At 73.9% G+C, this 23,704-nt stretch carries 19 protein-coding genes; 11 read left to right on the top strand and 8 right to left on the bottom strand.

Translation table 11 applies throughout. The features are described 5' to 3' along the window. The first annotated feature begins 28 nt into the window (after positions 1-28). Positions 29-1,552 (top strand): cytochrome P450, encoded by a 1,524-nt coding sequence (locus tag ACZ3IG_RS24340; protein WP_467434633.1) that lies wholly within the window; start codon positions 29-31, stop codon positions 1,550-1,552. On the opposite strand, the gene ACZ3IG_RS24335 is transcribed toward ACZ3IG_RS24340, so the two are convergent. Then, on the bottom strand, positions 1,546-2,538 hold the full coding sequence (locus tag ACZ3IG_RS24335; RefSeq protein WP_467434632.1) for an RluA family pseudouridine synthase: 993 nt from the start codon (positions 2,536-2,538) through the stop codon (positions 1,546-1,548). The two genes, ACZ3IG_RS24340 and ACZ3IG_RS24335, sit on opposite strands and share 7 nt — an antisense overlap. A gap of 161 nt (positions 2,539-2,699) precedes the next feature. Here ACZ3IG_RS24335 and ACZ3IG_RS24330 point away from each other — a divergent pair, with 161 nt between their 5' ends. Beyond that, positions 2,700-3,281, top strand: coding sequence for a GNAT family N-acetyltransferase (locus ACZ3IG_RS24330; RefSeq protein WP_467434631.1), 582 nt, complete (start codon positions 2,700-2,702; stop codon positions 3,279-3,281). Between the two features lie 249 nt (positions 3,282-3,530). Here the strand turns inward: ACZ3IG_RS24330 and ACZ3IG_RS24325 are convergent, their stop codons facing one another. Both ACZ3IG_RS24325 and ACZ3IG_RS24320 read right to left on the bottom strand, forming a co-directional pair. Beyond that, a complete protein-coding gene (locus tag ACZ3IG_RS24325) occupies positions 3,531-4,382 on the bottom strand; it encodes a siderophore-interacting protein (RefSeq protein WP_467434630.1) in 852 nt (283 codons plus the stop codon). A gap of 142 nt (positions 4,383-4,524) precedes the next feature. After that, a complete protein-coding gene (locus ACZ3IG_RS24320) occupies positions 4,525-5,454 on the bottom strand; it encodes a 5'-3' exonuclease (RefSeq protein ID WP_467434671.1) in 930 nt (309 codons plus the stop codon). A gap of 219 nt (positions 5,455-5,673) precedes the next feature. Here ACZ3IG_RS24320 and ACZ3IG_RS24315 point away from each other — a divergent pair, with 219 nt between their 5' ends. The 3 genes from ACZ3IG_RS24315 (at position 5,674) to ACZ3IG_RS24305 (ending at position 10,359) form a co-directional block, all read left to right on the top strand. Next, entirely contained in the window at positions 5,674-6,762 is a 1,089-nt protein-coding gene (locus ACZ3IG_RS24315) for a quaternary amine ABC transporter ATP-binding protein (protein WP_467434629.1), read from the top strand. Beyond that, positions 6,755-9,370 carry an ABC transporter permease/substrate binding protein gene (locus tag ACZ3IG_RS24310; RefSeq protein ID WP_467434627.1) on the top strand — a complete coding sequence of 872 codons (2,616 nt, stop codon included), beginning with the start codon at positions 6,755-6,757 and terminating at the stop codon, positions 9,368-9,370. Before ACZ3IG_RS24315 ends, ACZ3IG_RS24310 begins: the two co-directional genes overlap by 8 nt. A 419-nt stretch (positions 9,371-9,789) precedes the next feature. Beyond that, a complete protein-coding gene (locus ACZ3IG_RS24305) occupies positions 9,790-10,359 on the top strand; it encodes a helix-turn-helix domain-containing protein (RefSeq protein ID WP_467434626.1) in 570 nt (189 codons plus the stop codon). 36 nt (positions 10,360-10,395) lie between these two features. On the opposite strand, the gene ACZ3IG_RS24300 is transcribed toward ACZ3IG_RS24305, so the two are convergent. Further along, positions 10,396-11,511, bottom strand: coding sequence for a TDT family transporter (locus ACZ3IG_RS24300; RefSeq protein WP_467434625.1), 1,116 nt, complete (start codon positions 11,509-11,511; stop codon positions 10,396-10,398). Between the two features lie 70 nt (positions 11,512-11,581). Here ACZ3IG_RS24300 and ACZ3IG_RS24295 point away from each other — a divergent pair, with 70 nt between their 5' ends. Continuing rightward, on the top strand, positions 11,582-12,526 hold the full coding sequence (locus ACZ3IG_RS24295) for a LysR family transcriptional regulator (RefSeq protein ID WP_467434624.1): 945 nt from the start codon (positions 11,582-11,584) through the stop codon (positions 12,524-12,526). A 372-nt stretch (positions 12,527-12,898) separates the two neighbouring features. On the opposite strand, the gene ACZ3IG_RS24290 is transcribed toward ACZ3IG_RS24295, so the two are convergent. After that, complete coding sequence (locus ACZ3IG_RS24290) at positions 12,899-13,597, bottom strand: gamma-glutamyl-gamma-aminobutyrate hydrolase family protein (protein ID WP_467434622.1); 699 nt, start codon at positions 13,595-13,597, stop codon at positions 12,899-12,901. A gap of 46 nt (positions 13,598-13,643) precedes the next feature. Continuing rightward, on the bottom strand, positions 13,644-14,393 hold the full coding sequence (locus tag ACZ3IG_RS24285) for a FadR/GntR family transcriptional regulator (RefSeq protein WP_467434621.1): 750 nt from the start codon (positions 14,391-14,393) through the stop codon (positions 13,644-13,646). Between the two features lie 84 nt (positions 14,394-14,477). Here ACZ3IG_RS24285 and ACZ3IG_RS24280 point away from each other — a divergent pair, with 84 nt between their 5' ends. The 3 genes from ACZ3IG_RS24280 to ACZ3IG_RS24270 are packed head-to-tail and all read left to right on the top strand — an operon-like array spanning position 14,478 to position 18,009. Further along, a complete protein-coding gene (locus ACZ3IG_RS24280) occupies positions 14,478-15,839 on the top strand; it encodes a glutamine synthetase family protein (RefSeq protein WP_467434620.1) in 1,362 nt (453 codons plus the stop codon). 8 nt (positions 15,840-15,847) lie between these two features. Next, positions 15,848-17,230 carry an aldehyde dehydrogenase family protein gene (locus ACZ3IG_RS24275; protein WP_467434618.1) on the top strand — a complete coding sequence of 461 codons (1,383 nt, stop codon included), beginning with the start codon at positions 15,848-15,850 and terminating at the stop codon, positions 17,228-17,230. Then, a complete protein-coding gene (locus ACZ3IG_RS24270; RefSeq protein ID WP_467434617.1) occupies positions 17,227-18,009 on the top strand; it encodes a 3-oxoacyl-ACP reductase in 783 nt (260 codons plus the stop codon). Before ACZ3IG_RS24275 ends, ACZ3IG_RS24270 begins: the two co-directional genes overlap by 4 nt. Position 18,010: 1 nt before the next feature. Here ACZ3IG_RS24270 and ACZ3IG_RS24265 read toward each other — a convergent pair whose 3' ends face one another. Further along, positions 18,011-19,213, bottom strand: a complete 1,203-nt coding sequence (locus ACZ3IG_RS24265; protein ID WP_467434616.1) for an amino acid deaminase/aldolase — start codon at positions 19,211-19,213, stop codon at positions 18,011-18,013. An 864-nt stretch (positions 19,214-20,077) separates the two neighbouring features. Here ACZ3IG_RS24265 and ACZ3IG_RS24260 point away from each other — a divergent pair. Together ACZ3IG_RS24260 and mycP are read left to right on the top strand one after the other, a co-directional pair. Then, the gene (locus ACZ3IG_RS24260) at positions 20,078-21,460 is read left to right on the top strand and encodes a hypothetical protein (RefSeq protein ID WP_467434615.1); all 1,383 of its coding nucleotides are present in this window, start codon (positions 20,078-20,080) and stop codon (positions 21,458-21,460) included. Positions 21,461-21,471: 11 nt separating this feature from the next. Beyond that, a complete protein-coding gene (gene mycP, locus ACZ3IG_RS24255; RefSeq protein WP_467434670.1) occupies positions 21,472-22,644 on the top strand; it encodes a type VII secretion-associated serine protease mycosin in 1,173 nt (390 codons plus the stop codon). Here the strand turns inward: mycP and ACZ3IG_RS24250 are convergent. Next, positions 22,629-23,594, bottom strand: a complete 966-nt coding sequence (locus ACZ3IG_RS24250; protein WP_467434613.1) for a serine hydrolase — start codon at positions 23,592-23,594, stop codon at positions 22,629-22,631. The two genes, mycP and ACZ3IG_RS24250, sit on opposite strands and share 16 nt — an antisense overlap. Positions 23,595-23,704 lie beyond the last annotated feature (110 nt).

Below are 23,704 nucleotides of genomic sequence, written 5' to 3'. Positions count from 1 at the left end.
ACTGACCATCAGCTCCGGAGCGACCACTGTGACGTTCGAAACCCACCCCCTGTCCGGACCGGGCGGCCCCACGCCCGGACCGCCCCCCGGCTGTCCCGCGCACGGCCTGGGACCCGGCGGGCTGCACCGGCTCCACGAGGCCGAGGACCTGGAAGAGCTGTACGAACAGCTGCGGGAGCAGCACGGGCCGGTGGCGCCCGCGCTGATCCATGACGACGTGCCCGTGTGGGTGGTCCTCGGGCACTCCGAGAACCTGCACATGGTGAGCACGCCGGCACAGTTCTGCCGGGACAGCCGTATCTGGACCCCGCTGAAGGAGGGGATGGTCAAGCCCGACCATCCCCTCATGCCGCACATCGCCTGGCAGCCCATCGCCTCGCACGTCGAAGGCGATGAGCACAAGCGGCTGCGCGGCGCCGTCTCCGGGGCCATGTCCACGATCGACTACCGCAGCCTGCGCCGCCACATCAGGCGGCACACCCAGCGGTTGGTCAACCGCTTCTGCGAGGAGGGCCGGGCCGACCTGGTCAGCCAGTTCGCCGAACACCTGCCGATGGCGGTGATGTGCGAGCTGCTCGGCATGGCGGACGAGTACGACGACCGGCTGGTGGAGGCCGCCCGGGACGCCCTCAAGGGCACCGACACGGCGATCGCCAGTCACGACCACGTCGTGGAGGTACTGCGCCGCCTCACCGAGCGCCGCCGCGCCGAACCCGGCGAGGACTTCGCCACCCACCTGATCAACCACCCGGCGAACCTCACCGACGTCGAGGTCAGGGAACACCTGCGGCTCATCCTCTTCGCCGCCTACGAGAACACGGCGAACCTGATCTCCAACGTGCTGCGCGTGGTCCTCACCGACCCGGGGTTCCGCGCCCAGCTCAGCGGCGGCCAGATGACGGTGCCCGAGGCGGTCGAGCAGTCCCTGTGGGACGAGCCGCCGTTCAGCACGATCTTCGCCTACTTCGCCAAGCAGGAGACGGAGCTGGGCGGCCAGCGGATCCGGGCCGGCGACGGACTGCTGCTCGGTATCGCGCCGGGCAACGTGGACCCGCGCGTCCGGCCCGACCTGTCCGCCAACATGCAGGGCAACCGCTCCCACCTCGCCTTCGGCGGCGGCCCGCACGAGTGTCCCGGCCAGGACATCGGCCGTGCCATCGCCGACTCCGGCGTCGACGCCCTGCTGATGCGGCTGCCGGACGTCCAGCTCGACTGCGACGAGAACGAGCTGCGCTGGCGGTCCTCGATCGCGTCACGGCATCTGATGGAACTGCCGGTGCGGTTCGAGCCCAAGCCGCCGCAGGACGTGACGCAGGCACCCAGTCACGCCCCGGTCCCGCCGCAGCGGGCCCCCTGGCACGTGGGCGCGCCGCTGCCCCGGCAGGTGGGCGAGTCGGGCGCCTCGCCCGTGCTGACCCGGCCGGAACCGTCGGCCGCAGACCGGACCGCGCCGGACGCGCCGGACACGTCGGACGCGTCGGCGGCGTCCGTGGAACCGGCGCGTCCCCTCGGCGCGTGGCAGCGCTTCGTGCGCTGGTGGCGTGGTTACTGACCGGCGGCCCAGTCCTCGTAGGAGGTCCAGGCGGTGAGGGCGCGGGAGCTGCGGAAGCGGTGCTCCCGTCCGGTGAGCGGATCGGTGAAGGCCAGCTCGCGGGCGAGCAGTTGCAGCGGGCGCCGGAAGTCGTCCGCGGGGACGGGAGCGGTCACCTCCGGGTAGAGAGGGTCGCCGAGGATCGGGACGCCGAGCGCGGTCATGTGGACGCGCAGCTGGTGGGTCTGGCCGGTGGTGGGGGTGAGGCGGTAGCGGGCCAGGCCCGTGGTTGCCGCCGTTCCCGTCCCCGGTTCGGTCACCGTTTCGGGGTGCCGGGCGATCAGTTCGATGTGGCTGACCGCGTTCGGCTCGCCCTCGGTCTCCCGGGCGGTCAGCACCCCGCGTTCCTTCACAATCCGGCTCCGTACGGTCCGGGGGAGGGAGAGCGCGGGGGCGTGGGGAGCGACGGCCTCGTACGTCTTGCGGACCCGCCGGTCCCGGAACAGGGTCTGGTAGGCGCCGCGTTCCTCGGGGCGCACGGTGAACAGCACCAGTCCGGCGGTGAGGCGGTCGAGGCGGTGGGCCGCGGTGAGCGTGGGGACGTCCAGTTCCCGGCGCAGGCGGGCCAGGGCGGTCTCGGCGACGTGACTGCCGCGTGGGGTGGTGGCCAGGAAGTGCGGCTTGTCGGCGACCACGATGTGCTCGTCGCGGTAGTGGACGAGGAGGGGGAAGGGAACCGGTACCTCGGGGGAGAGCCGGCGGTGGAACCACACGTACATGCCCGGCCGGTACGGGGCGTCGGCCGCCACCGGCCGTCCGTCGGCGCCGACCACCAGACCCGCGTCGAGCATCTCGGCGACGAGGCCGGGGGCCGCGCCGGAGAGGCGTTCGACGAGGTGGTCGCGGACCGTGACCCACGGGCCCTCGGCGGGCAGCCGCAGCCGCACCGGGTCGACCCCGTCGCGCTGGGGGAGCGGGGAGGGCGGGGGAGGGGTGCGGCGTCTCATCGTCAGCAAGGGTAGAAGAGGCGGCGGGAGCGAGGGATGGACGGAGGCAGCGGAGAAGTGTTGTGTGGACAGCGGCACCAGGGGCACCAGCGGGCACCCACGGCAACAGCGGCAGCGGAAAGTGCTGTCCGTGAGGGGTGTGCCTTGGGAGGATGCGGATCATGCCCTATCTGACGCCCCCGGTTCTGCCTGCCGGCACCCTGTCCCGCACCGTCCAGCCCACGATCGCCAGTGGCGACGGACTCCTGTTGCGTCCCTGGCGGGAGGGGGACGCGCCGGCGGTCTTCGAGGCGTTCCAGGACCCGTTGATGCACCAGTGGCACATCAGGGCCGCCGACTCCGTGGAGGAGGTGCGCGGCTGGATCGCCGCGTGGCAGGCGGAATGGGCCGGTGAGCGGAACGCGCAGTGGGCGGTCGCCGACGCGGCCAGTGGCCGGCTGCTCGGCCGGGTGGCGCTGCGTGATGTGCTGCTCGCCGACGGTGTGGCCGAGGTGGCGTACTGGACCGTGGCGGCGGCCCGTGGACAGGGAGTCGCCGCGCGGGCCACGGCGGCGCTCGCCCGCTGGGCCTTCGACGAGGTCGGCCTGCACCGCCTCGAGCTGACCCACGCCGTCGCCAACACGGCGTCCTGCCGGGTCGCGGAACGGACCGGGTTCCTGCTGGAGGGGGTCAAGCGCAGCGCGCTGCGGCACGCTGACGGCTGGCACGACATGCATCTGCACGCCCGGCTGAGCGGTGACTGAGCCGGCGGGGCGCGGGATGCGGGCGGGTGCGGGCGGCTGCCGACGGGCGCCGAAGACTGCCGACGGCTTCGGCAAGCACTGACGACTGCCGACGACGTCGGCGGTGCCGACCCGCGCATCGACGGACACCGACCGGCGCCCACAGGACTACGGACGTCGGCCGCACCCCGGACGGCGGCAAGTGCCGACAAGCGCCCCGAGCTGCCGTGGCCGCGGTGGCCGTCGTGGCTGTCGTGATCGCCGTGGTCGTCACGCGGCCGATGCCGCGGCGCCGCCCTCCTGCTCCGCCTCGACCTGGGCGTTCCACTCCCGCTTGGACGACTGCCAGCCGTCCTCGTTGTGACCGAGCCGCCAGTAGCCGGAGATGGACAGGTCCTCGCGGGGGAGCTGCCGCTCGACCCGCAGCAGTTTGCGCAGTTCCTTCACGCAGCCCGCCTCGCCGTGCACGAACGCGTGCACCCGGCCCGCGGGGAACTCCAGCGCGCGGACGGCCTCGACGAGGGCCTCGCCGACAGGGCGGTCCCCGCGGTGCAGCCAGACCACTTCCACGTCGGAGTCGATCTTCTGCTCCTCCTCCGGACCGGCGACCTCCACGAAGGCGAAGGCGCGCGCACCGTCCGGCAGCGCCTCCAGCGAGCGGGCGATCGCGGGCAGCGCGCTCTCGTCACCGGCCAGCAGGTGCCAGTCGGCGGCGGGATCGGGAGCGTAGGCGCCGCCGGGGCCCATGAAGAGGATGGTCTCGCCGGGCTGGACGTCGCGCGCCCAGGGCCCGGCCAGTCCCTCGTCGCCGTGGATGACGAAGTCCACGGTCAGTTCCCGCAGGGTGGCGTCCCAGTGCCGCACCGTGTAGGTCCGCGTGACCGGCCACTGCTCGCGGGGGAACTCCGCGCGGATCCGCTCCATGTCGAACGGCTCGGGGTAGGTCGCGCCGCCGGAGGGGAAGAGCAGTTTGACGTAGTGGTCGGTGCAGGTGTCCGCGGAGAAGTCGGCGAGCCCTTCGCCGCCGAGTACCACCCGCTGCATGTGCGGGGTCAGCCGCTCCGTGCGGACGACCTGTGCCGAGTGCGGCTTCCGCGGCTTGCGCGCCGGACGGTCTGCCATGACGGCCTCCCAAAGCATAGTTAGGTTTGCCTAAGTTAGCATCCCTCCTCTGTTCGGCGCCTCATGGACGAGAGGTCCATCAGCCCCCGAGTGTCCCCGCCGCTCCGTCCGGAACCCCCGGTGGCCCGGGCGCCCGGCGCGGTCATGCGCCGAGCGTGGTCAAGAGCCGCTGCAGCGATCCGCCCAGGCCCCAGCGGGTCGCCAGTTCGTCCAGGGCCCGGGGGTCGCGGGGGCCGTGCGGCAGCGCGGTGGGGACGTCGGGCAGCGGGACGTCGTCCGCGACCCGGACCACCTTCGGGGCCACCGCCAGATACGGCCGGGCCTCGTCGAGCCGCCTGCGCTGGGCGGGGGTGAGCTTGGCGCCGGGGTCGTCGACCGCGGCGAGGATGCCGGCCACGTCGCCGAACTGGGCGAGCAGCTTGGCCGCGGTCTTCTCGCCCACGCCCGGCACCCCGGGCAGGCCGTCGCTCGGGTCACCGCGCAGCAGGGCCAGATCGGCGTAACCGCGGCCGTCGACGCCGTACTTCTCGCGCAGCAGCGCCTCGTCGGTGAGCTGGAGGGTGCCGACGCCCTTGAGCGGGTACAGCACGCGCACGCCGCGGGCGTCGTCGACGAGCTGGTAGAGGTCGCGGTCGCCGGTGACGATGTCGACCGGGCCGTCCGCCCGTGCGGTGAAGGTGCCGATCACGTCGTCCGCCTCGTACTCCGGGACGCCGACGCGGGCGATGCCGAGGGCGTCGAGGACCGCCTCGATCACCGGGACCTGCGGGGAGAGCGTGTCGGGCACCTCCTCCACGTCCGGTCCCGCCGGGCGCTCGGCGGCGACGCGGTGGGCCTTGTAGGAGGGGATCAGCTCCACCCGCCACGCCGGGCGCCAGTCGGCGTCCATGCAGGCCACCAGGTGATCCGGCCGGTGGTCCCTCACCAGCCGGTCGATGAAGTCGAGCAGTCCGCGCACGGCGTTCACCGGCGAGCCGTCGGGGGCCTTAACGGAGTCCGGGACGCCGAAGTAGGCCCGGAAGTAGAGGGAGGCGGTGTCGAGGAGCATGAGTCGTCCGGTCACGCCCCGCATCATGCCGCAGGGCCGGGCGGGAGCACTCGGAGGCCGCCCCGGAGGGGAGCGGGGGTGTACGCAGTGTGACTGACGCGTGCCCTGGAAGTGAAGCAGATCACACTTGTGTTTGGCCGATAAGGATCGGGGCAGGTGCGCAGCCGAACCCAAGCTGGTTGAAAAAAGCAACTGTTAGCCAGTCTTCGGATTCCGTCCCTGTTCCCGAGGCAAGAGGTAAGCGTGTCAGCCAGGCTTGAGGCCGAGCACCTTTACAAGGTGTTCGGCAGAAAACCCGACCAGGCAGTCGAACGACTGCGCCAGGGAGCGGAACGGGAGGAACTGCGGGCCGACGGCACCACGGCCGCCGTCATCGACGCGTCCTTCACCGTCGAACCGGGCGAGATCTTCGTCGTCATGGGCCTGTCCGGGTCCGGCAAGTCCACGCTGCTGCGCATGCTCAACGGCCTGTTGGAGCCGACCGACGGACACGTCCGCTTCGGCGGTGACGACCTGACCGAGCTGGGCGACCGGAGGCTGCGCGAGGTCCGCTCCAAGAAGATCAGCATGGTCTTCCAGCACTTCGCGCTCTTCCCGCACCGCAGTGTCCGCGACAACGCCGCCTACGGTCTGGAAGTGCAGGGCGTGCCCCGCGCCGAGCGCGAACGCCGCGCCGACGAGGCGCTCGCCCTGTGCGGCCTGGCCGGCTGGGAGAAGTCCTGGCCCGACGAGCTGTCCGGCGGTATGCAGCAGCGCGTGGGCCTGGCCCGCGCGCTCGCCACCGACGCCGACCTGCTGCTGATGGACGAGTCGTTCAGCGCCCTCGACCCGCTGATCCGGCGCGACATGCAGGACCAGCTCCTGGAACTGCAGAAGACGCTGAAGAAGACCATCGTCTTCATCACCCACGACCTCAACGAGGCCATGCGCCTGGGCGACCGCATCGCCGTGATGCGCGACGGCCGCATCGTGCAGATCGGCACCGCGCAGGACATCCTGATCCGCCCGGCCAACGACTACGTCGCCTCCTTCACCCAGGACGTCGACCGTTCCCGGGTGCTCACCGCCGGCGCGGTCATGGAGACCGAGACGCGCGGCGACGAGGCCGACTGCGGCTGCGAGACCGCCACCCCCGACACGTCGTTCACCGACCTGTGCGCGATCAGCGCGCGGGTGCCGCACCCCGTGGCCGTGCTGAACGGCGACGGAGTGCTCGTCGGTGTCGTGCCCCGGCAGCGCCTCATCGGCTTCCTCGGGGACGAGGAGGCCGACCCCGGGGTCTGCGACTCCCCGCGGGACAAGGGCGGCGAGAAGGTGATGGCCCGTGCCTAGGATCCCGCTCGGCACCTGGGTCAACGACGCGGTCGACTGGCTGCTCGACCACGTGGCCTGGCTCTTCGACTTCTTCAAGACCGTCTTCACCGGCACCTACGACGGTATCGACGCCGTCCTCCAGGCGCCCGAGCCGCTGCTGCTCGCCGGTATCTTCGCGGTGATCGCGTTCTGGCTGCGCGGCACGCTCGCCGGTGTCCTCACGTTCGCCGGGTTCGCGTTCATCGACTCCCTCGAACTGTGGGAGAACGCGATGATCACCCTGTCGCTGGTGCTCGTCGCCACCATCATCGCGCTGGTCGTCGCCGTGCCCGTGGGCATCTGGGCGGCCCGTTCGGACCGGGTCAGCGCGGTGGTGCGGCCGGTCCTCGACTTCATGCAGACGCTGCCCGCGATGATCTACCTCATCCCGGCGATCCTGTTCTTCGGCACCGGCGCCTCCGCGGGCATCGTGGCCACCCTGATCTTCGCGCTCGCCCCCGGCGTGCGCATGACCGAGCTGGGCATCCGGCAGGTCGACAGGGAACTGGTCGAGGCGGCCGAGGCGTTCGGCACCACGCCCCGCAACACCCTGCTGCGCGTCCAGCTCCCCCTCGCCCTGCCCACCGTGATGGCGGGCGTCAACCAGGTCATCATGCTCGGCCTGTCGATGGCCGCGATCGCCGGCATGGTCGGCACCGGCGGCCTCGGCGGCGACGTCAACGAGGCCATCGGCCAGCTCAACGTGGGCCTCGGCTCCGAGGCCGGTGTCGCCATCGTGATCCTGGCGATCTACCTCGACCGCATGACCAGCGCCCTGGGCACCCAGGTCTCCCCGCTGGGCCGGCGGGCCGCCGCCCGGGCCCGCGCGCTGCACGGTCTGAAGATCTGGTCCTACCGGCCCCGCCCGCAGGTCGCCGTCGTCGGTGTCGTGATCCTGGCCCTGGTGGCCGGCGGCATGGGCATGTTCGGCGGCTCCGGCGACTCCGAGACCGTCGCGGACGGCAAGAACGTCGGCCAGGGCAAGAAGGTCACCCTCGGCTACGTCCCCTGGGACGAGGGCGTCGCCTCCACCTTCCTGTGGAAGGAGATCCTGGAGGAGCGCGGCTACCAGGTGGAGGCCCAGCAGTTCGACGCCGGGCCGCTCTACACCTCCCTCGCGCAGGGCGACATCGACATCGTCACCAACGCCTGGCTGCCGACCACCCACGCGCAGTACTGGAAGAAGTACGGCAGCAGGCTCGACGACCTCGGCGCCTGGTACGACAAGACGTCGCTGGAGCTGACCGTTCCGGCGTACATGGACGACATCGACACCCTCGCCGACCTCAAGGGCAAGGGCGACCTCTTCGGCGGCGAGATCACCGGCATCGAGTCCAGCGCCGGTGAGACGGCCATGCTGAAGAGCACGGTCCTCAAGGCGTACGGCCTGGACAGGGAGTACAAGGTCGTCGACAGCTCCACCCCGGCGATGCTGGCCGAGCTGAAGCGGGCCATCAGCAAGAAGGAGCCGATCGTGGTTCCGCTGTGGTCGCCGCACTGGGCGTACAACGACTACGACCTCAAGAAGCTCAAGGACCCGAAGGGCGCCTGGGGCAAGGGAGACGGCGTGCACACGCTCTCCCGCAAGGGCTTCGCCGGCGACGACCCGACGGTCGCCGGGTGGCTGAAGGACTTCGAGCTGACGGAGGACCAGCTCACCAGCCTCGAAGCCGAGATCAACAAGTCCGGCAAGGGCAAGCAGCAGGACGCCGTGAAGACCTGGCTGAAGGACAACCCCGGCCTGGTCGACGAGCTGGCCCCGGTCGCCTCCGGCGCCGGCTCCACCCCGGCGGAGGCCGAGCGCGCGCTGGACGTGGCCTGGTTCCCGTGGGAAGAGGACGTGGCCATCACCTACCTCTGGAAGAACGTCCTGGAGAAGCGCGGCTACCAGATCAACACCAAGCAGATGGACGTCGGCCCGGTCTACACCGGTCTGGCCTCCGGTGACCTGGACCTCAACTTCGACGCGTGGCTGCCGCACGCCCAGGCCAACTTCTGGGAGAAGAGCAAGGACGACCTGACCGATCTGGGCACCTGGTACGAACCGACCTCGCTGGAGGTCGCGGTGCCCAGCTACGTCAAGGACGTCGAGTCCATGGCGGACCTCAAGGGCAAGGCCGACCTCTTCGACGGGAAGATCATCGGCATCGAGCCGGGCACCGGCGAGATGAACCTGCTCAAGAACGACGTCCTGCCCGGCTACGGCCTCGACGACGAGTACGAGGTCGTCGACGGCTCCACCCCGGCGATGCTGGCCGAGCTGAAGCGGGCCATCGCCAAGGAGGAGCCCGTCGCGGTCGTCCTGTGGTCGCCGCACTGGGCGTACAGCGACTACGAGCTGACCAAGCTCAAGGACCCGGAGAAGCTCTGGGGCGAGAACAACACGATCCACACGATCGCCAGCAAGGAGTTCCCCGAGCAGTACCCGCAGCTCACGAAGTGGATCAAGAACTTCAGGATGAGCGAGGACGAGCTCGGCAGCCTGGAGAGCGAGATCAAGGACCGGGGCCAGGGCCACGAGGAGGAAGCGGTGGCCGCCTGGATCAAGGAGAACCCCCAGGTCGCGGAGCGCATGACCGCCGCATGACCGTCGCGTGTCCCCCACCGTGACCGCCACCGGAAGGGGCGGGCCGCCCACGCGCCGACCGGCGCGGGCGGCCCGCCCCTCCCGGTCGTCCCGGACCCCGGGATGGTGACACGGTAAGGATTCGGACAACCACAAAGCGCTACGCACCCGCCCGGACCACACCCCCGGCCGGGCCCGGGGCCGGGAATACGGGGCGCAACCCCGCCAGGAGAACGGGGAGAACGGCCCGTACCGGGGACCCGGTTCCTGGCGCGAACCGATGGGTCACTGCCACCCGGACGTGACATCGATGTGACGGCCGCATGAAACGGTTTGCCGAACATGCGTAGGGTGCAGAGAACTCATCAAAGGGACCGTGCCCGGGAAACGGCACCGGGGCGGCACGATGGATGCGACGGGTGAAGGAGGGAGCCGGAGCGATGGGCGACCACAAAGAGCAGCCCCTACGGGTGGGCGCGGCCGTCCGGCGGCGGCGCCGCGCGCTGGACCTCACTCTCGCCGTCGTGGCCGAGCGCAGCGGCCTGTCGGTGCCCTTCCTCAGCCAGATCGAGAACGACCGGGCCCGGCCGAGCACCGCCTCCCTGGAGAAGGTCGCCGACGCGCTGCGCACCACCGCCGTGGAGCTGCTCGCCGCCGCCGACCCGGCGTGCAGCGTGGACGTGGTCCGGGCCGAGGAAGGGGAACCGGGGTCCGGGCCCCGGGTGCGCTCGCTGGTGCGCGGACGCCATCAGATGCACGCCTCGGAGTTCACCGGCGACCACGACGCCGGCCGGGAACTGCAGTACCGCAACGACCAGTTGATGTACGTCGCCGAGGGTGCCGTCGAGATCGAGGCGGAGGGCCGCGCCTACCGGCTGGGCCGCGGCGACACGCTCTACCTCACCGGAGGCGTCCGGCACCGCTGGCGGGCCACGGTCCCCGACACCCGGCTGCTCGTCGTGGCGGTCGCGGAGCACATCGAGGCGGTACGGGGCCGGTCGCGCCGGTGAGCGGCCCGGCGCCGTGGTGGAGCCGCCGCGGCGGTGTCACCGGGGCGCCGCGAGCAGCCGGCCGCTGGCCACCCCGCGCGCCGTCCCCACGGCCGCCACGGCCCAGGCGGTGACCAGAACCCCGTAGAGGAGCAGGGCGAGACCCTCGTAGACGGCGAGCCCGGTGTGCCGGGACAGGGACGTGGCGCCGGTGACGCAGGTGCCGACCGGGAAGGTGAACGACCACCAGGTCATCGAGAACCGCAGGCCGTGCCGCCGGGCCCGGACCACGTGCGCCGCGGCCAGGGCCAGCCACAGCAGGGCGAAGCCCATGACCGGGACGCCGTAGAGGACGGCCGGCACGGTCAAGCCCTCGGCGTACGGGGCGGGGAGGACGCCGGGGGCGACGTCCGCGACATTGCCGACGGCGGTGGTGGACTGGCCCAGCGGGCCGAGGACCAGGAACAGGGTCGGGGTCAGGGCGGGCGGCAGCGGGTCGCCGGTGAGCAGTCGGGCGAAGACCAGCGGCAGCATCAGCAGGGTCGCGAGCAGACTCGCCCCGAACAGCGCCAGACAGCCCAGCAGGAGGGTCTCACGCGGCTGCCCGGCCGGCAGGTACGGCACCAGCGCCGGCCCCAGCGCGGCCGACACCATCGGCGCGACGAGCGGCAGCAGCCACGCGGGGGCGGCCTGTCCCGGCGCGATCTCGTGGCGTACGGCCATCAGGTACGGGACGACGACGGCCGCCGCCAGCCCGACGGCCGTACCGGCGGTGAACAGCACGGCGTCCAGCGCCACCGCCGCCGGTACGCCGATCCAGTCCCGGCCGACGGCGAGCGCGCCGCCGCCGACCGACAGCAGCGCCATCGCCAGGCAGCCGTAGAACGGGGCCGCCGCCGGGTCGAGGAGGTGGGCGCGGGCCTGGTCGGGGTGGTGGCGCCAGTGCAGCGCCCGGGCGGCGAGCAGGGTCACCAGCAGGAGCAGGGAGAGCGCCCAGACGGCGGCGCAGGCGGCGCGCAGTCCCGGCGGCCGCCAGGGGAGCCCGGCCCCGGCGGAGGCGACGACGGCGGTGCCCATGACGCAGGCGTACCAGTTGGGGCCGAGGTGGCGCAGGGCCGGGCGGCGGGGAGCGGGCGCGAGGGGCCGGGGGCGCGGGCGGACTGCGGTGACCATGTCCCCACGGTCCTTTCCGGGGACCGTGCTGACCAGGGAGCATGTTCCTATGAGGGCATAAGCTGGAGTTATGAGCGGTACGGAGAATCAGGGTTCCGGTGACGCGTCCGGGCCGACGCGCGCGGCGCCGCTGGCGCACCGGGTGCCGGACCTGGGCGCCCTGGAACTGCTGCTGGCGGTGGCCCGGCTGGGCAGCCTCGGCGGAGCGGCGCGGGAGCTGGGCATCAGCCAGCCGGCCGCCAGCAGCCGCGTCCGGTCGATGGAGCGCCAGCTGGGCGTCGCCCTGGTGGACCGGTCGCCGCGTGGCTCCCGGCTCACCGACGCCGGCGCGCTGGTCACCGACTGGGCGCGGCGGATCGTGGAGGCGGCGGAGGCGTTCGACGCGGGGGCGCAGGCGCTGCGGGACCGGCGCGACTCCCGGCTGCGGGTGGCGGCGAGCATGACCATCGCGGAGTACCTGCTGCCCGGCTGGCTGGTCGCGCTGCGCGCACAGCGTCCGGACACGGCGGTGTCGCTGCTCGCCGGGAACTCGTCGGCGGTGGCGCGGCGGCTGCTGGCCGGTGAGGTCGACCTCGGGTTCGTGGAGGGGGTGAGTGTGCCGGCCGGGCTGGACTCGGCGGTCATCGCCCACGACCGGCTGATCGTGGTCACCGCGCCAGGTCACCCCTGGGCACGCCGCCGCCGTCCGCTGGCCGCCCGCGAGCTGGCCGCGACGCCGCTGATCCTGCGGGAGAGGGGGTCCGGTACCCGGCAGGTGCTGGACGCCGCGCTGGGCGGACTGGCCCCCGCGCTGATCGAGCTGTCGTCCACCACGGCGGTGAAGGCCGCCGCGGTCGGCGGCGCCGGTCCGGCGGTCCTGAGCGAACTGGCCCTGGGCGAAGAGCTGGCGATGCGGCGCCTGGTCCGGGTACCGGTCGAGGACGTCTCCCTCGCCCGCGACCTGCGGGCCGTGTGGCCGACGGGGCACCGGCCGACGGGGCCGGCGCGGCAGCTGCTGTCGCTGACGCGGGGGTGAGCGCGGGGGCGCGGCCGTGCGGCCGTGTACGGGGGGGCGGCGTTCCTGTACGGCGACGGCGTCGGGCCGACGGGTATCGGCCGACGAGGACATCATCGGCGTGATCGTGCGGCGGATCCGGGCGTCGGCCGGGAGGAGCCACTGAAGGGCGCGGGGTGTGGCCGGGGACGCCGAGCGCCGGGGCGTGGCCTGCCGGCCTCGGCCGCCCTCTCCTGCCGGGTGCCCTCTCGCAGGTCACTCCCCGCCTACGGCCCCCTCCTGCCGGACGGTCTCCCGCACGTCACCCCTCGCCTACGGCCCCCTCCTGCCGGACGGTCTCCCGCACGTCACCCCTCGCCTACGGCCCCCTCCTGCCGGACGGTCTCCCGCACGTCACCCCCCCCGCTGCCCGGCGGCCTCCACCAGGGCCCGCATGACCCGTACGTCCTCGCCCATCTCCGGATGCCACTGCACCCCCAGCACCCACCCGTCGGCGGCCGGCAGCTCCACCGCCTCCACCGTGCCGTCGGCCGCGTGCGCCGACGGGATCAGGCCGGCGCCGAGCCGGTCCACCGCCTGGTGGTGGTACGTCGGCACGGACGTCGCCTCCGGCACGAGGCCGGCGTACCGCGTGCCCGGCACCGGCTCCACCGGGTGGCCGCCGAACACGCCCAGCACCTCGGCGTGCCCGTCGAGGTGCTGGACGAGCGTGCCGCCGAGGGCCACGTTCAGCAGCTGCATGCCGCGGCAGATGCCCAGCAGCGGCAGGCGGGCGGCGAGGGCCGCCTCGATCAGGGCCAGTTCCCAGGCGTCCCGGGCCCGGGCGGGCGGGCCGGTGCGCGGATGGCGCTCGGCGCCGTAGCGGGCCGGTTCCACGTCCGGGCCGCCCGCGATCACCAGGCCGTCCAGCCGGGCGACGGCCGCCGCGGCGTGCTCCGGCGCGTCCGGCGGCAGCATCGCCGCCAGCCCGCCCGCCCGCTGCACCAGCCGCGGATACCCGCTCGGCAGCAGCGCCGCCGCCATCTCCCACACTCCCCAGCGCACCTGCTGCTCCAGGTACGTACTGACACCGATCAGCGGCCTGTCCGGCATCCGCCCTCCCGTCAATGGACCCATATCGAACCTTTGCGCGGCGCGCTCACGCCAGGAACCCCCGCAGCAGCGCCGCCGTCCCCGCGCAGTGCTCCCGCATCGCCGCCCGTGCCCCGTCCGCGTCCCCGTCCAGCACGGCCGTCACCAGCGCGGCGTGCTGCTGCTGCGAGTGCTCCAGGTTGCGCACCAGCAGCGGGATGCAGTCCAGCAGCCCGTTCACGCTCGCCCGCACCGCCGCGTACTGCCCGGCCAGCGACGGCGACCCGGACAGCTCGGCGAGGGTGAGGTGGAGCAGCGTGTCCACCCGGCGGTACTCGGCGAGCGGCGCGTCGCGGGTGCGGGCCAGCGCCGCCCGCAGCCGCTCCGCCCGCTCCCCGGCCAGCCCGTGCGCCGCGCACAGCCCGGCCGCGCCCACCTCCAGCACCTCCCGGAAGCGCAGTACGTCCTCGATGTCGACCTCGGCGACCCGGCGCCGCAGCTCGTCCTCGCCGCCGGTGTCCGGACGCGGCAGCACGAACGTCCCGCCGTACCGCCCCCGCCGCGCCTCCACCAGCCCCTGGTCGTGCAGCACCCGCAGCACCTCGCGCAGCGTCACCCGGCTGATCCCGAGCCGCTCCGCCAGCTCCCGCTCGGCCGGCAGCCGTCCGCCCGCCGGCACCAGCCCCAGCCGCACGACCTGGAGGATCTGCTCCAGCGCCTCCTCGAAGCCGTTGCCCGTCCGCACCGGCCGGAGCACCGCCGCCAGCCGGCCCGCCACCGCGCCCCCGGCGCCGGCTCCGCTCCCCTCCTCCGGCATACGGCCCGTGCCCCCTTCCCAACCAATGGTCCTGCGCAATACCTTATGGCTCCCGGCCCGACAAGGAAGCCCGAGGAGCCCTCCGTGGCAGACCGCACACCCCCGCTCGGTGTCGAGGAACTGCACGTCCTCGTCGCCGGCGGCGAGATCGACACCGTCGTCCTGGCCTTCCCGGACATGCAGGGGCGGCTCCAGGGCAAGCGGTTCGCCGCCCGCTTCTTCCTCGACGAGGTACTGCACCACGGCACCGAGGGCTGCAACTACCTCCTCGCCGTCGACGCCGAGATGAACACCGTCGACGGCTACGCCATGTCCTCCTGGGACCGCGGCTACGGCGACTTCGCCCTGCGCCCCGACCTGGCCACCCTGCGCCGCCTCCCCTGGCACCCCGGCACCGCGTTCGTCACCGCCGACCTCGCCTGGGAGGACGGCTCCCCGGTGGTGGCCGCCCCGCGCCAGATCCTGCGCCGCCAGCTCGCCCGCCTCGCCGAGCACGGCCTGACCGCCCAGGTCGGCACCGAGCTGGAGTTCATCGTCTTCAAGGACACCTACGAGTCGGCCTGGGACGCCGGCTACCGCGGCCTCACCCCGGCCAACCAGTACAACGTCGACTACTCCGTCCTCGGCACCGGCCGCGTCGAGCCCCTGCTGCGCCGCATCCGCAACGAGATGGCCGGCGCCGGTCTCACCGTCGAGTCCGCCAAGGGCGAGTGCAACCCCGGCCAGCACGAGATCGCCTTCCGCTACGACGAGGCCCTGGTCACCTGCGACCAGCACGCCCTCTACAAGACCGGCGCCAAGGAGATCGCCGCCCAGGAGGGCGTCTCCCTCACCTTCATGGCCAAGTACGACGAGCGCGAGGGCAACTCCTGCCACATCCACCTCTCGCTCACCGGCGAGGACGGCGCCAGCGCCATGCCGGGACCCGACGGCGGCATGTCCCCGCTCATGCGGCACTTCCTCGCCGGACAGCTGGCAGCCCTGCGCGACTTCTCCCTCCTCTACGCCCCCCACATCAACTCCTACAAGCGGTTCCAGCCCGGCTCCTTCGCCCCGACCGCCGTCGCCTGGGGCCACGACAACCGCACCTGCGCGCTGCGCGTGGTCGGCCACGGCCGCTCCCTGCGCTTCGAGAACCGCCTCCCCGGCGGCGACGTCAACCCCTACCTCGCCGTCGCCGGCATGGTCGCCGCGGGCCTGTACGGCGTGGAACGGGAACTGGAACTGCCCGACCCCTGCCCCGGCAACGCCTACACCGCGGGCTTCGCCCACGTCCCGACCACCCTGCGCGAGGCCGCCGCACTCTGGGCGGACAGCCCCCTCGCCCGCGCCGCCTTCGGCGACGAGGTCGTCGACCACTACCGCAACATGGCGCGCGTCGAACTGGACGCCTTCGACGCCGCGGTCACCGACTGGGAGCTGCGCCGCTCCTTCGAACGCATGTGAGGTCCCCGTTGTCCGAACCGCCCGACGCACTGCGCGTACTGAACCCGGCGACCGAGGAGACCGTCGCCACCGTCCCCGCCGCCTCCGCCGCCGACGTCGACGCCGCCGTCGCCCGCGCCGTGCGGGCCCAGGAACGCTGGGCCGCCCTCGTCCCCGGGGACCGGGCCCGGCTGCTGCGCCGGTTCGCCGTCACGGTCGACGAGCACCTGGAGGAACTGGCCCGCCTGGAGGTCCGCGAGGCCGGGCACACGCTCGCGGGCGCCCGCTGGGAGGCGGGCAACGTCCGTGACCTGCTCGACTACGCGGCCGGGGGAGTGGAGCGGCTGACGGGACGGCAGATCCCGGTCGCGGGCGGCCTCGACGTCACGATCCTCGAACCGCTCGGCGTGGTCGGCGTCATCGCCCCCTGGAACTTCCCGATGCCGATCGCCGCCTGGGGCACCGCCCCCGCGCTCGCCGCCGGCAACGCGGTCCTCCTCAAGCCCGCCGAGACTACCCCGCTGACCGCCCTGCGCCTGGCCGAACTCGCCCTGGACGCCGGCCTGCCCGAGCACCTCTTCCAGGTCCTGCCCGGCCGCGGCCCGATCGCCGGACACGCTCTCGTCGAACACCCGGACGTGGCGAAGATCGTTTTCACCGGGTCGACGGCCGTGGGCAAGGCGGTACTGGCCCGCAGCGCGGCCCGCCTCAAGCGCGTCACCCTCGAACTCGGCGGCAAGAGCCCCAACATCGTCTTCGCCGACGCCGACGTCGAAGCGGCCGCGGCGGCCGCCCCGATGTCCTTCCTCGACAACGCCGGCCAGGACTGCTGCGCCCGCACCCGCATCCTCGTCCAACGCCGCGTGTACGACCGCTTCCTGGACCTCCTCGCCCCCGCCGTCGAGTCGGTCGTCGTCGGCGACCCGGCCGACGAACGCACCGACATGGGCCCGCTGATCTCCGCCGCCCAGCTGGACCGCGTCCGCTCCTACGTCCCCGAGGACGCCGACGGCATCCGCGGCAAGGCCCCCGACGGCCCCGGCTACTGGTACCCGCCCACCGTCCTCACCGGCGTCGACCCGCACGCGCGGGTGGCCGTCGAGGAGGTCTTCGGGCCCGTCGCCGTCGTCCTGCCCTTCGAGGACGAGGCCGAGGCCGTGGCGCTCGCCAACGACATCGACCACGGCTTGTCCGGCTCCGTCTGGACCCGCGACGTCGGCCGCGCCCTGCGCGTGTCGTCCGCCGTGCGGGCCGGGAACCTGTCCGTCAACTCGCACTCCAGCGTCCGCTACTGGACCCCGTTCGGCGGCTTCAAACAGTCCGGCATCGGCCGCGAGCTGGGCCCGGACGCGCTGACCGCCTTCACCGAGACCAAGAACGTCTTCATCAGCACGGAGGGTTCCCCGCAGTGACCGACACCCCTGTCTGCCGCCGCCTGGTCGGCCGTACCGCCGTCGTCACCGGAGCCGGCAGCGGCATCGGCCTGGCCACCGCCCGCCGGCTCGCCTCGGAGGGCGCCCACGTGGTCTGCGCCGACGTCGACGAGACCCGCGGCAAGGCGGCGGCCGAGGAGACCGGCGGCCTCTTCGCCCAGGTCGACGTCACCGACCCCGAGCAGGTCGAGGCGCTGTTCAAGACGGCGTACGACACCTACGGCAGCGTCGACGTCGCCTTCAACAACGCCGGGATCTCACCGCCCGACGACGACTCCATCCTGGAGACGGGTCTGGAGGCGTGGCGGCGCGTCCAGGAGGTCAACCTGACCTCCGTCTACCTGTGCTGCAAGGCCGCCATCCCCTACATGCGGCGCCAGGGCAGGGGCTCCATCATCAACACCGCGTCCTTCGTGGCCCGGATGGGCGCGGCCACCTCGCAGATCTCGTACACCGCCTCCAAGGGCGGGGTGCTGGCCATGTCCCGGGAACTGGGCGTGCAGTTCGCTCGGGAGGGCATCAGGGTCAACGCCCTGTGCCCCGGTCCGGTCAACACCCCGCTCCTCCAGGAGCTGTTCGCCAAGGACCCCGAGCGGGCCGCGCGCCGCCTGGTGCACATCCCCGTCGGCCGGTTCGCCGAGGCCGAGGAGATCGCCGCCGCCGTGGCCTTCCTGGCCAGCGACGACTCCTCCTTCGTCAACGCCACCGACTTCCTGGTGGACGGCGGGATCTCGGGCGCGTACGTCACCCCCCTGTAGCTCACAGGAAGGCGTGCCCCTCGCCCCGGTACGTCGGCACGGTCGCCGTCACCGCGTCCCCCTCGACGAGGTGCAGCGCGTCGAACCGCTCGCACAGCTCCCCGGCCTTGGCGTGCCGGAACCACACCTTGTCGCCGATCAGCAGATCGTCGGCCGGGGAGCCGAGCAGCGGAGTCTGCACCTCACCGGCGCCCTCCTGGACGTCGTAGCGCAGCCCCTCGGGCAGGTACGGCACCGGCAGCCGGTCGGCACCGGCCGCGCCGGAGGCCGGATAGCCGCCGCCGAGCACCGTCACCACGCCCACCCCGGGCCGCCGCACGACGGGCAGGGCGAACAGCGCCGCCGGACGGCCCCGGAACGACGTGTAGTTGTCGAACAGGTGCGGTACGTACAGCCCCGACCCGGCGGCTATCTCGGTGACCGCGTCCTCCGCCGCCGTGTGCTGCACGCTGCCCGTGCCGCCGCCGTTGACGAACTCCAGGTCCGGCACGACGGCCCGGACCGCGCGCACCGCCTCCGCGCGGCGCTCGGCCAGCTCCCGGCGGGCGGCGGCCTGCATCAGCCGCACCGCCCGCGACCGCAGCGGACGCCCGGCGACCGCGTCCCCGACCCCGGCGACATGACCCTCGTACGCCATGATCCCCACCACCCGGAACCCGGGCCGCCGGGCCACCGCCCGCGCCAGATCGGCGAGCCGGGCGGGGGAGGGCAGCGGGGAGCGCCGGGCGCCGATCCGCACCCGCCCGCCGAACAGCCGCAGCGAGGTGTCCAACTCCAGGCAGACCCGCACGACTTCACCACCGCCGTCGCGCGCCGCGTCGATGAGGTCCAGCTGTGCCGGATCGTCGATCATCACGGTCACCGCGGCGGCGAGCTTCGGATCGGCGGTCAACTCGGCGTAACCGGCGCGGTCCGCCGACGGATAGGCGAGCAGCACGTCCTCGAAACCGGAGCGCGCCAGCCACAGCGACTCGTCCAGCGTGAAGGACATCAGGCCCGCGAAACCGTCCCGGGCCAGGACGCGTTCGAGCAGCGCGCGGCAGCGTACGGACTTGCTGGCGACCCGCACGGGCTTCCCGCCGGCCCGGCGCAGCAGATCGTCCGCGTTGGCGTCGAACGCCTCCAGGTCGACGATCGCCACCGGGGCGTCGAGTTGGGCGGTGGCCCGGTCGTAGCGGGCCCGGTCGGCGGGGCGAGCGGTCATGGAGGCAGCCTGCCAGACCGGATTACCGCAGGGTAGGGGGACGTTCCGGGCCAATGCCGCGGGCGCGTGTACTGGTTCCCCGCGGTAGGGGGTCACGCCGTAGAGTGACGCGCACGCACGTCGGAGGCGTTCGGGCACGGGTCCGGCGCCGGCACCGGGATGGTGTTCCGGCCGTGCGGGTAAGTGCCCGGGGCGGACATGACCGCGCCGGGCCGGGCAGCAGGACACGGCCCGCCGACGAGGACGGCACGGGCACGAGGAAACGGGGGGTGCATGAGCACGGAAGCGCGACGTGCCTCCGTCCCCCCGCCCCACCCGCCTGTCCCGCCCCACCCACCTGCCCCGCCACGGCCTCCCGTCCCGCCGGACTCGCGGACGACCGGGCAGCCGGGCGTGGGGACGCCGGGGCAGCCGGACCCTCGTACGCCGGGGCAGCCGGGTGCGGGGACGCCGGGGCAGCCGGACCCCCGTACGCCAGGACAGCCGGACCCGCGGACGACCGGGCAGCCGGGCGTGGGGACGCCGGGGCAGCCGGACGTCCGTCCGGGGCAGCCGGACCCCCGTACGCCGGGGCAGCCGACCCCCCGTACGCCGGGCCGGCCGGACCCGCGGACGCCGGGGCGGCCCGGTCCCCTCCCGCCCGCCGATTCCCCGACCAGCGCCGGAACCGTGCCGCCCCATCCCCCCACCCCACCGCACCCCGGTTCTCCGGCACACCAGGCCGGCCCCGCACCCGCGCCGCGCCCCCGGCCGGCGGGACAGCCGGGCACGGGCACCCCGGCGGACGCCGGGTCCCCGGGCGGCCCCGGCCGCGCCGCGGGCGTACCGCCGCGCCCGCACGCGTCGGCGGCGGACGAACGCGGCGTGCCGCGGGACGGCCGCGCGGCGGACCGGCATGCCGACGGCGAGGCCGCCGGGACGCCCCGCCCTGCCGCCGGCCCGGACGCACAGCCCTCCGCCGCCCGCCCCGGTCCCGCCGCGCCGCCCCCGCCGCCGCCCTCCGCCCGCTTCCCGGACACGCCGCTGACGGTGGGCCGCGACCCGCGCGACACCGACGGCACGACAGGCCCCCGGGACGGCCGCCCCGCCCAGCCGCCGGCCCAGGGATCCCGGGCACGGCAGGCTCGGCCGTCCTCGGCCGGGACACCTCCGCGCACGGCCCAGCCCCTCCCCGCCGAGGTCCCCCCGCGCCCGGCCGCCCCGGCCGAGGTCCCCGCGGAGACGACCCGGCGCCTGCGCCCCGTCCCGCCGGACCCCGCCCCGGAAGCCACCCGACGCGCCCCCGGCCCCGCCGCCCCCGCCGAGGTCCCCGCCGAGACGACGCGCCGCCTGCGCCCCGTCCCCCCGCCCCCCGGCCGCTTCAGCGCCCCCGCCCCCACCCCGGCCCCGGCCTGGAGCGCCACCGCCCCCGGCGGCGCCCCGCGGCCCTTCGTGACCCTCGGGGAACCGGAAGGCTACGACGACGAGCGCGCCCGGCCCCGCCCGCTCGGGCGGCGGCCGCGTTCCCAGATCGTCGCCGCGGCCGTCTGTCTCGTACTCGGCGCGGGCCTGCTCACCGGTGCCGTCACCGGCAGCTGGCTCGCGGACGACTCCGGGGACGGCGCCCGCCAGAACGCCTACGACGCCGCCGGCGACCTGTGGCACAACGCCCCGGTCGACGACCTCTTCCCGCCCACCGTGCGAGGCCAGGGCGCCGGTCCCGGCGGCGCCGACCGCACCTGGACCCGCGTCGCCGTCGCCCCCGACAGCGGCTGCGGGCGCGCCTTCGACACCCTCCTGCGCAAGGCGCTCGCCCCGGTCGGCTGCGCCCGCCTGCTGCGCGCCACCTACACCGACGCCACCCGCAGCCACGTCACCACCGTCGGACTCCTCTTCACCAAGGGCGACGCCGCCGCGATGACCTCGCTGGCCGCCCGGTTCGAGGAAGAGGGCCTGGACCGCCGTACCGACCTGATGCCCCTGCCGTACGCCGCGAAGAACACCGTCGCCGCCGGCTTCGGCGCGGCCCAGCGGGCCTCCTGGACGGTCTCCGTGCTCACCGACGCCCCGGTCGTCGTCTACGCCGTCTCCGGCTGGGCCGACGGCCGCGCCGTCGACGACCCGCAGCCCGCCGAGGCGGCCATGGAGACCGGCGCCACCAGCGCCCCGGCACAGGCCGGCCTCGGCCACGAGGCGCGGGGCCTCGCCGACCGCGTCGAACGCCGCCTGCGCAAGAACGTCGGACCGGCCACGGAGCAGCCCTCGTGACGCACGCCGTGATGAACGCCCGCCGCCGCACCGCCGCCCTCGGCCTCCTCCTCGCGGCCTCCCTGGCCCTGGTGCCCTCCACCGCCGCCCACGCCGACGGCATACGGGCCAAGCAGTGGTCCCTGGAGGCCCTGCACCTCGACGAGGTGTGGCGGACCACCAAGGGCGCCGGTACCACCGTCGCCGTCCTGGACACCGGCGTCGAGGCCGACCACCCCGACCTGGCCGGCAACGTCCTGGCCGGCACGGACCTGGTCGGCTTCGGGGCCGAGGACGGCGACCGGGCCTGGGCCCGGCACGGCACCGCCATGGCCGGGATCATCGCGGGCCACGGACACGGCGCAGGCAACGGGGACGGCGTCATGGGCGTCGCCCCCGAGGCCAAGGTGCTGCCCGTCCGCGTCATCCTGGAGGACGGCGACCCGGCCCGCGCCAAGGCCCGCAAGTCCCGCGGCGGCGCCCTCGCCGAGGGCATCCGCTGGGCCGCCGACCACGGCGCCGACGTCATCAACCTCTCCCTCGGCGACGACTCCTCCTCCGCCCACCCGGAACCCGCCGAGGACGAGGCCATCCAGTACGCCCTGAAGAAGAACGTCGTCGTCGTCGCCTCGGCCGGCAACGGCGGCGAGAAGGGCGACCACATCTCCTACCCGGCCGCCTACCCCGGCGTGATCGCCGCGACCGCCGTCGACCGCTACGGCACCCGCGCCTCCTTCTCCACCCGCCGCTGGTACGCCACGGTCGCCGCCCCCGGCGTCGACGTGATCATCGCCGACCCCGACCACCAGTACTACGAGGGCTGGGGCACCAGCGCCGCCGCCGCCTTCGTCTCCGGCTCCGTCGCCCTGATCCGGGCCGCCCACCCCGGCCTGACCCCGGCACAGATCAAGAGCCTCCTGGAGGACACCGCCGACAACGCCCCCGCCGACGGCCGCGACGACTCCCGCGGCTACGGCTTCATCGACCCGGCCGCCGCGATCGAGGCCGCCGGCCGGCTGAAGCCCCAGGGCCTGGAACCGGCGGCGTACGGCGAGAAGTACTTCGGTGACGGCCCCGACGACGAGACCTCACCCGGCTCCACCTCCGCCTGGGTGGCCCCCCTCGCGGGCGGCGCCGGCGGCGTGCTGCTGGTCGCGGCGGTGGTGCTGTGGCGGGGCCGCCGCACCCGCTACGACGACTTCTGAGCGAGCCCCGGTCCGGCGGAGGCGGTCGCGCCGTCCGCACCGCACACCGACACCGCCGCCCTCGCCGCCGCCTCGACCAGCGAGATCCCCGCCGCCTTGGTGGTGTTGCCCTGCGACAGCGCGGCCACCAGGAGGTCACGGCCGTCGACCGTCACCCGCCCGATGCTGTTGATCACCCACAACCCCGTCGCACTGCGGGGCAGCCAGCCGTTCTTCAGCGCCGCCGACGAGCCCGCCGCCGACACCCCCCAGGCCTGGTCGTCCGCTATCTGTTCCATCAGCTCCATGAGATACGTCCGGGACGCCGGCGTCAGGACCGAGTCACCCCCGAACACCTGCTGGAGCAGCGCCAGTTGGTCCGCCGCCGTGGTCGTGGTCAGCCCCCACAGGTCGCCGTCCCCGCCCGCCGTCCCGGCGAGTCCGAAGCGCTCGTTCGCGGCGTCCAGCCCGTCGGCCCCGCCGATCGCCCGCCACAGCGCCGTCGCGGAGGCGTTGTCGCTGTTCTCGATCATGGCGGTGGCGTACGCGTGCTCCGCCGGGGTCAGCGAACGCCCCGCGTCCTGGGCCTGGAGCAGCAGCGTCGCCAGGATGTCGACCTTGACGATGCTCGCGGTGTCGAAGGTGCCGTCGCCGTACGCGGCGCTCTCGCCGGTCTCCGGGTCCAGCACCGCCACCGACATGAGCGTGCCGTCCGCCACCGGCACCGCCGTCATGGCCTTCGCCAGCAGCGCGTCCCGGTCCACGGCGGGTTGTGCCGAAGGTTCCACCGATGCCTCCCCGTCCCCGTCCCCGTCCGTCGGTGCCGGGGACGACGCCGGCCCCGACGCGGGCGACGATACGGCGGCTGCGCCCGCGTGCGCGCGCAGGTACACCGTCCCCGCCGTCGTACCGCCGCTGACGACGGCACAGGCGAGGGCCGCGTACAGCAGCCTGGATCTGAGGGAGGCCATGCCCGCGATGGTCTCGACGGTGCCTGAGCGCCCCGTATGACGCGCGTTAAATGTGGGTCAGGGATTCCTGAGAAGTCCGTGAGGGGTGTGACGAGCGCGTTTCACAGCCC

Source organism: Streptomyces sp. NPDC016677 (assembly GCF_055562815.1).
This window is presented reverse-complemented; position numbering and strand designations above follow the sequence as displayed.

Excerpts from the sequence above, each read along its gene's own strand:
- ACZ3IG_RS24290 (WP_467434622.1), bottom strand. The coding sequence starts at position 13,597 with ATGCCGGACAGGCCGCTGATCGGTGTCAGTACGTACCTGGAGCAGCAG.
- ACZ3IG_RS24250 (WP_467434613.1), bottom strand. The coding sequence starts at position 23,594 with ATGGCCTCCCTCAGATCCAGGCTGCTGTACGCGGCCCTCGCCTGTGCC.
- ACZ3IG_RS24320 (WP_467434671.1), bottom strand. The coding sequence starts at position 5,454 with ATGCGGGGCGTGACCGGACGACTCATGCTCCTCGACACCGCCTCCCTC.
- ACZ3IG_RS24330 (WP_467434631.1), top strand. The coding sequence starts at position 2,700 with ATGCCCTATCTGACGCCCCCGGTTCTGCCTGCCGGCACCCTGTCCCGC.
- ACZ3IG_RS24325 (WP_467434630.1), bottom strand. The coding sequence starts at position 4,382 with ATGGCAGACCGTCCGGCGCGCAAGCCGCGGAAGCCGCACTCGGCACAG.
- ACZ3IG_RS24300 (WP_467434625.1), bottom strand. The coding sequence starts at position 11,511 with ATGGTCACCGCAGTCCGCCCGCGCCCCCGGCCCCTCGCGCCCGCTCCC.
- ACZ3IG_RS24305 (WP_467434626.1), top strand. The coding sequence starts at position 9,790 with ATGGGCGACCACAAAGAGCAGCCCCTACGGGTGGGCGCGGCCGTCCGG.
- ACZ3IG_RS24295 (WP_467434624.1), top strand. The coding sequence starts at position 11,582 with ATGAGCGGTACGGAGAATCAGGGTTCCGGTGACGCGTCCGGGCCGACG.
- ACZ3IG_RS24265 (WP_467434616.1), bottom strand. The coding sequence starts at position 19,213 with ATGACCGCTCGCCCCGCCGACCGGGCCCGCTACGACCGGGCCACCGCC.
- mycP (WP_467434670.1), top strand. The coding sequence starts at position 21,472 with ATGAACGCCCGCCGCCGCACCGCCGCCCTCGGCCTCCTCCTCGCGGCC.
- ACZ3IG_RS24335 (WP_467434632.1), bottom strand. The coding sequence starts at position 2,538 with ATGAGACGCCGCACCCCTCCCCCGCCCTCCCCGCTCCCCCAGCGCGAC.
- ACZ3IG_RS24285 (WP_467434621.1), bottom strand. The coding sequence starts at position 14,393 with ATGCCGGAGGAGGGGAGCGGAGCCGGCGCCGGGGGCGCGGTGGCGGGC.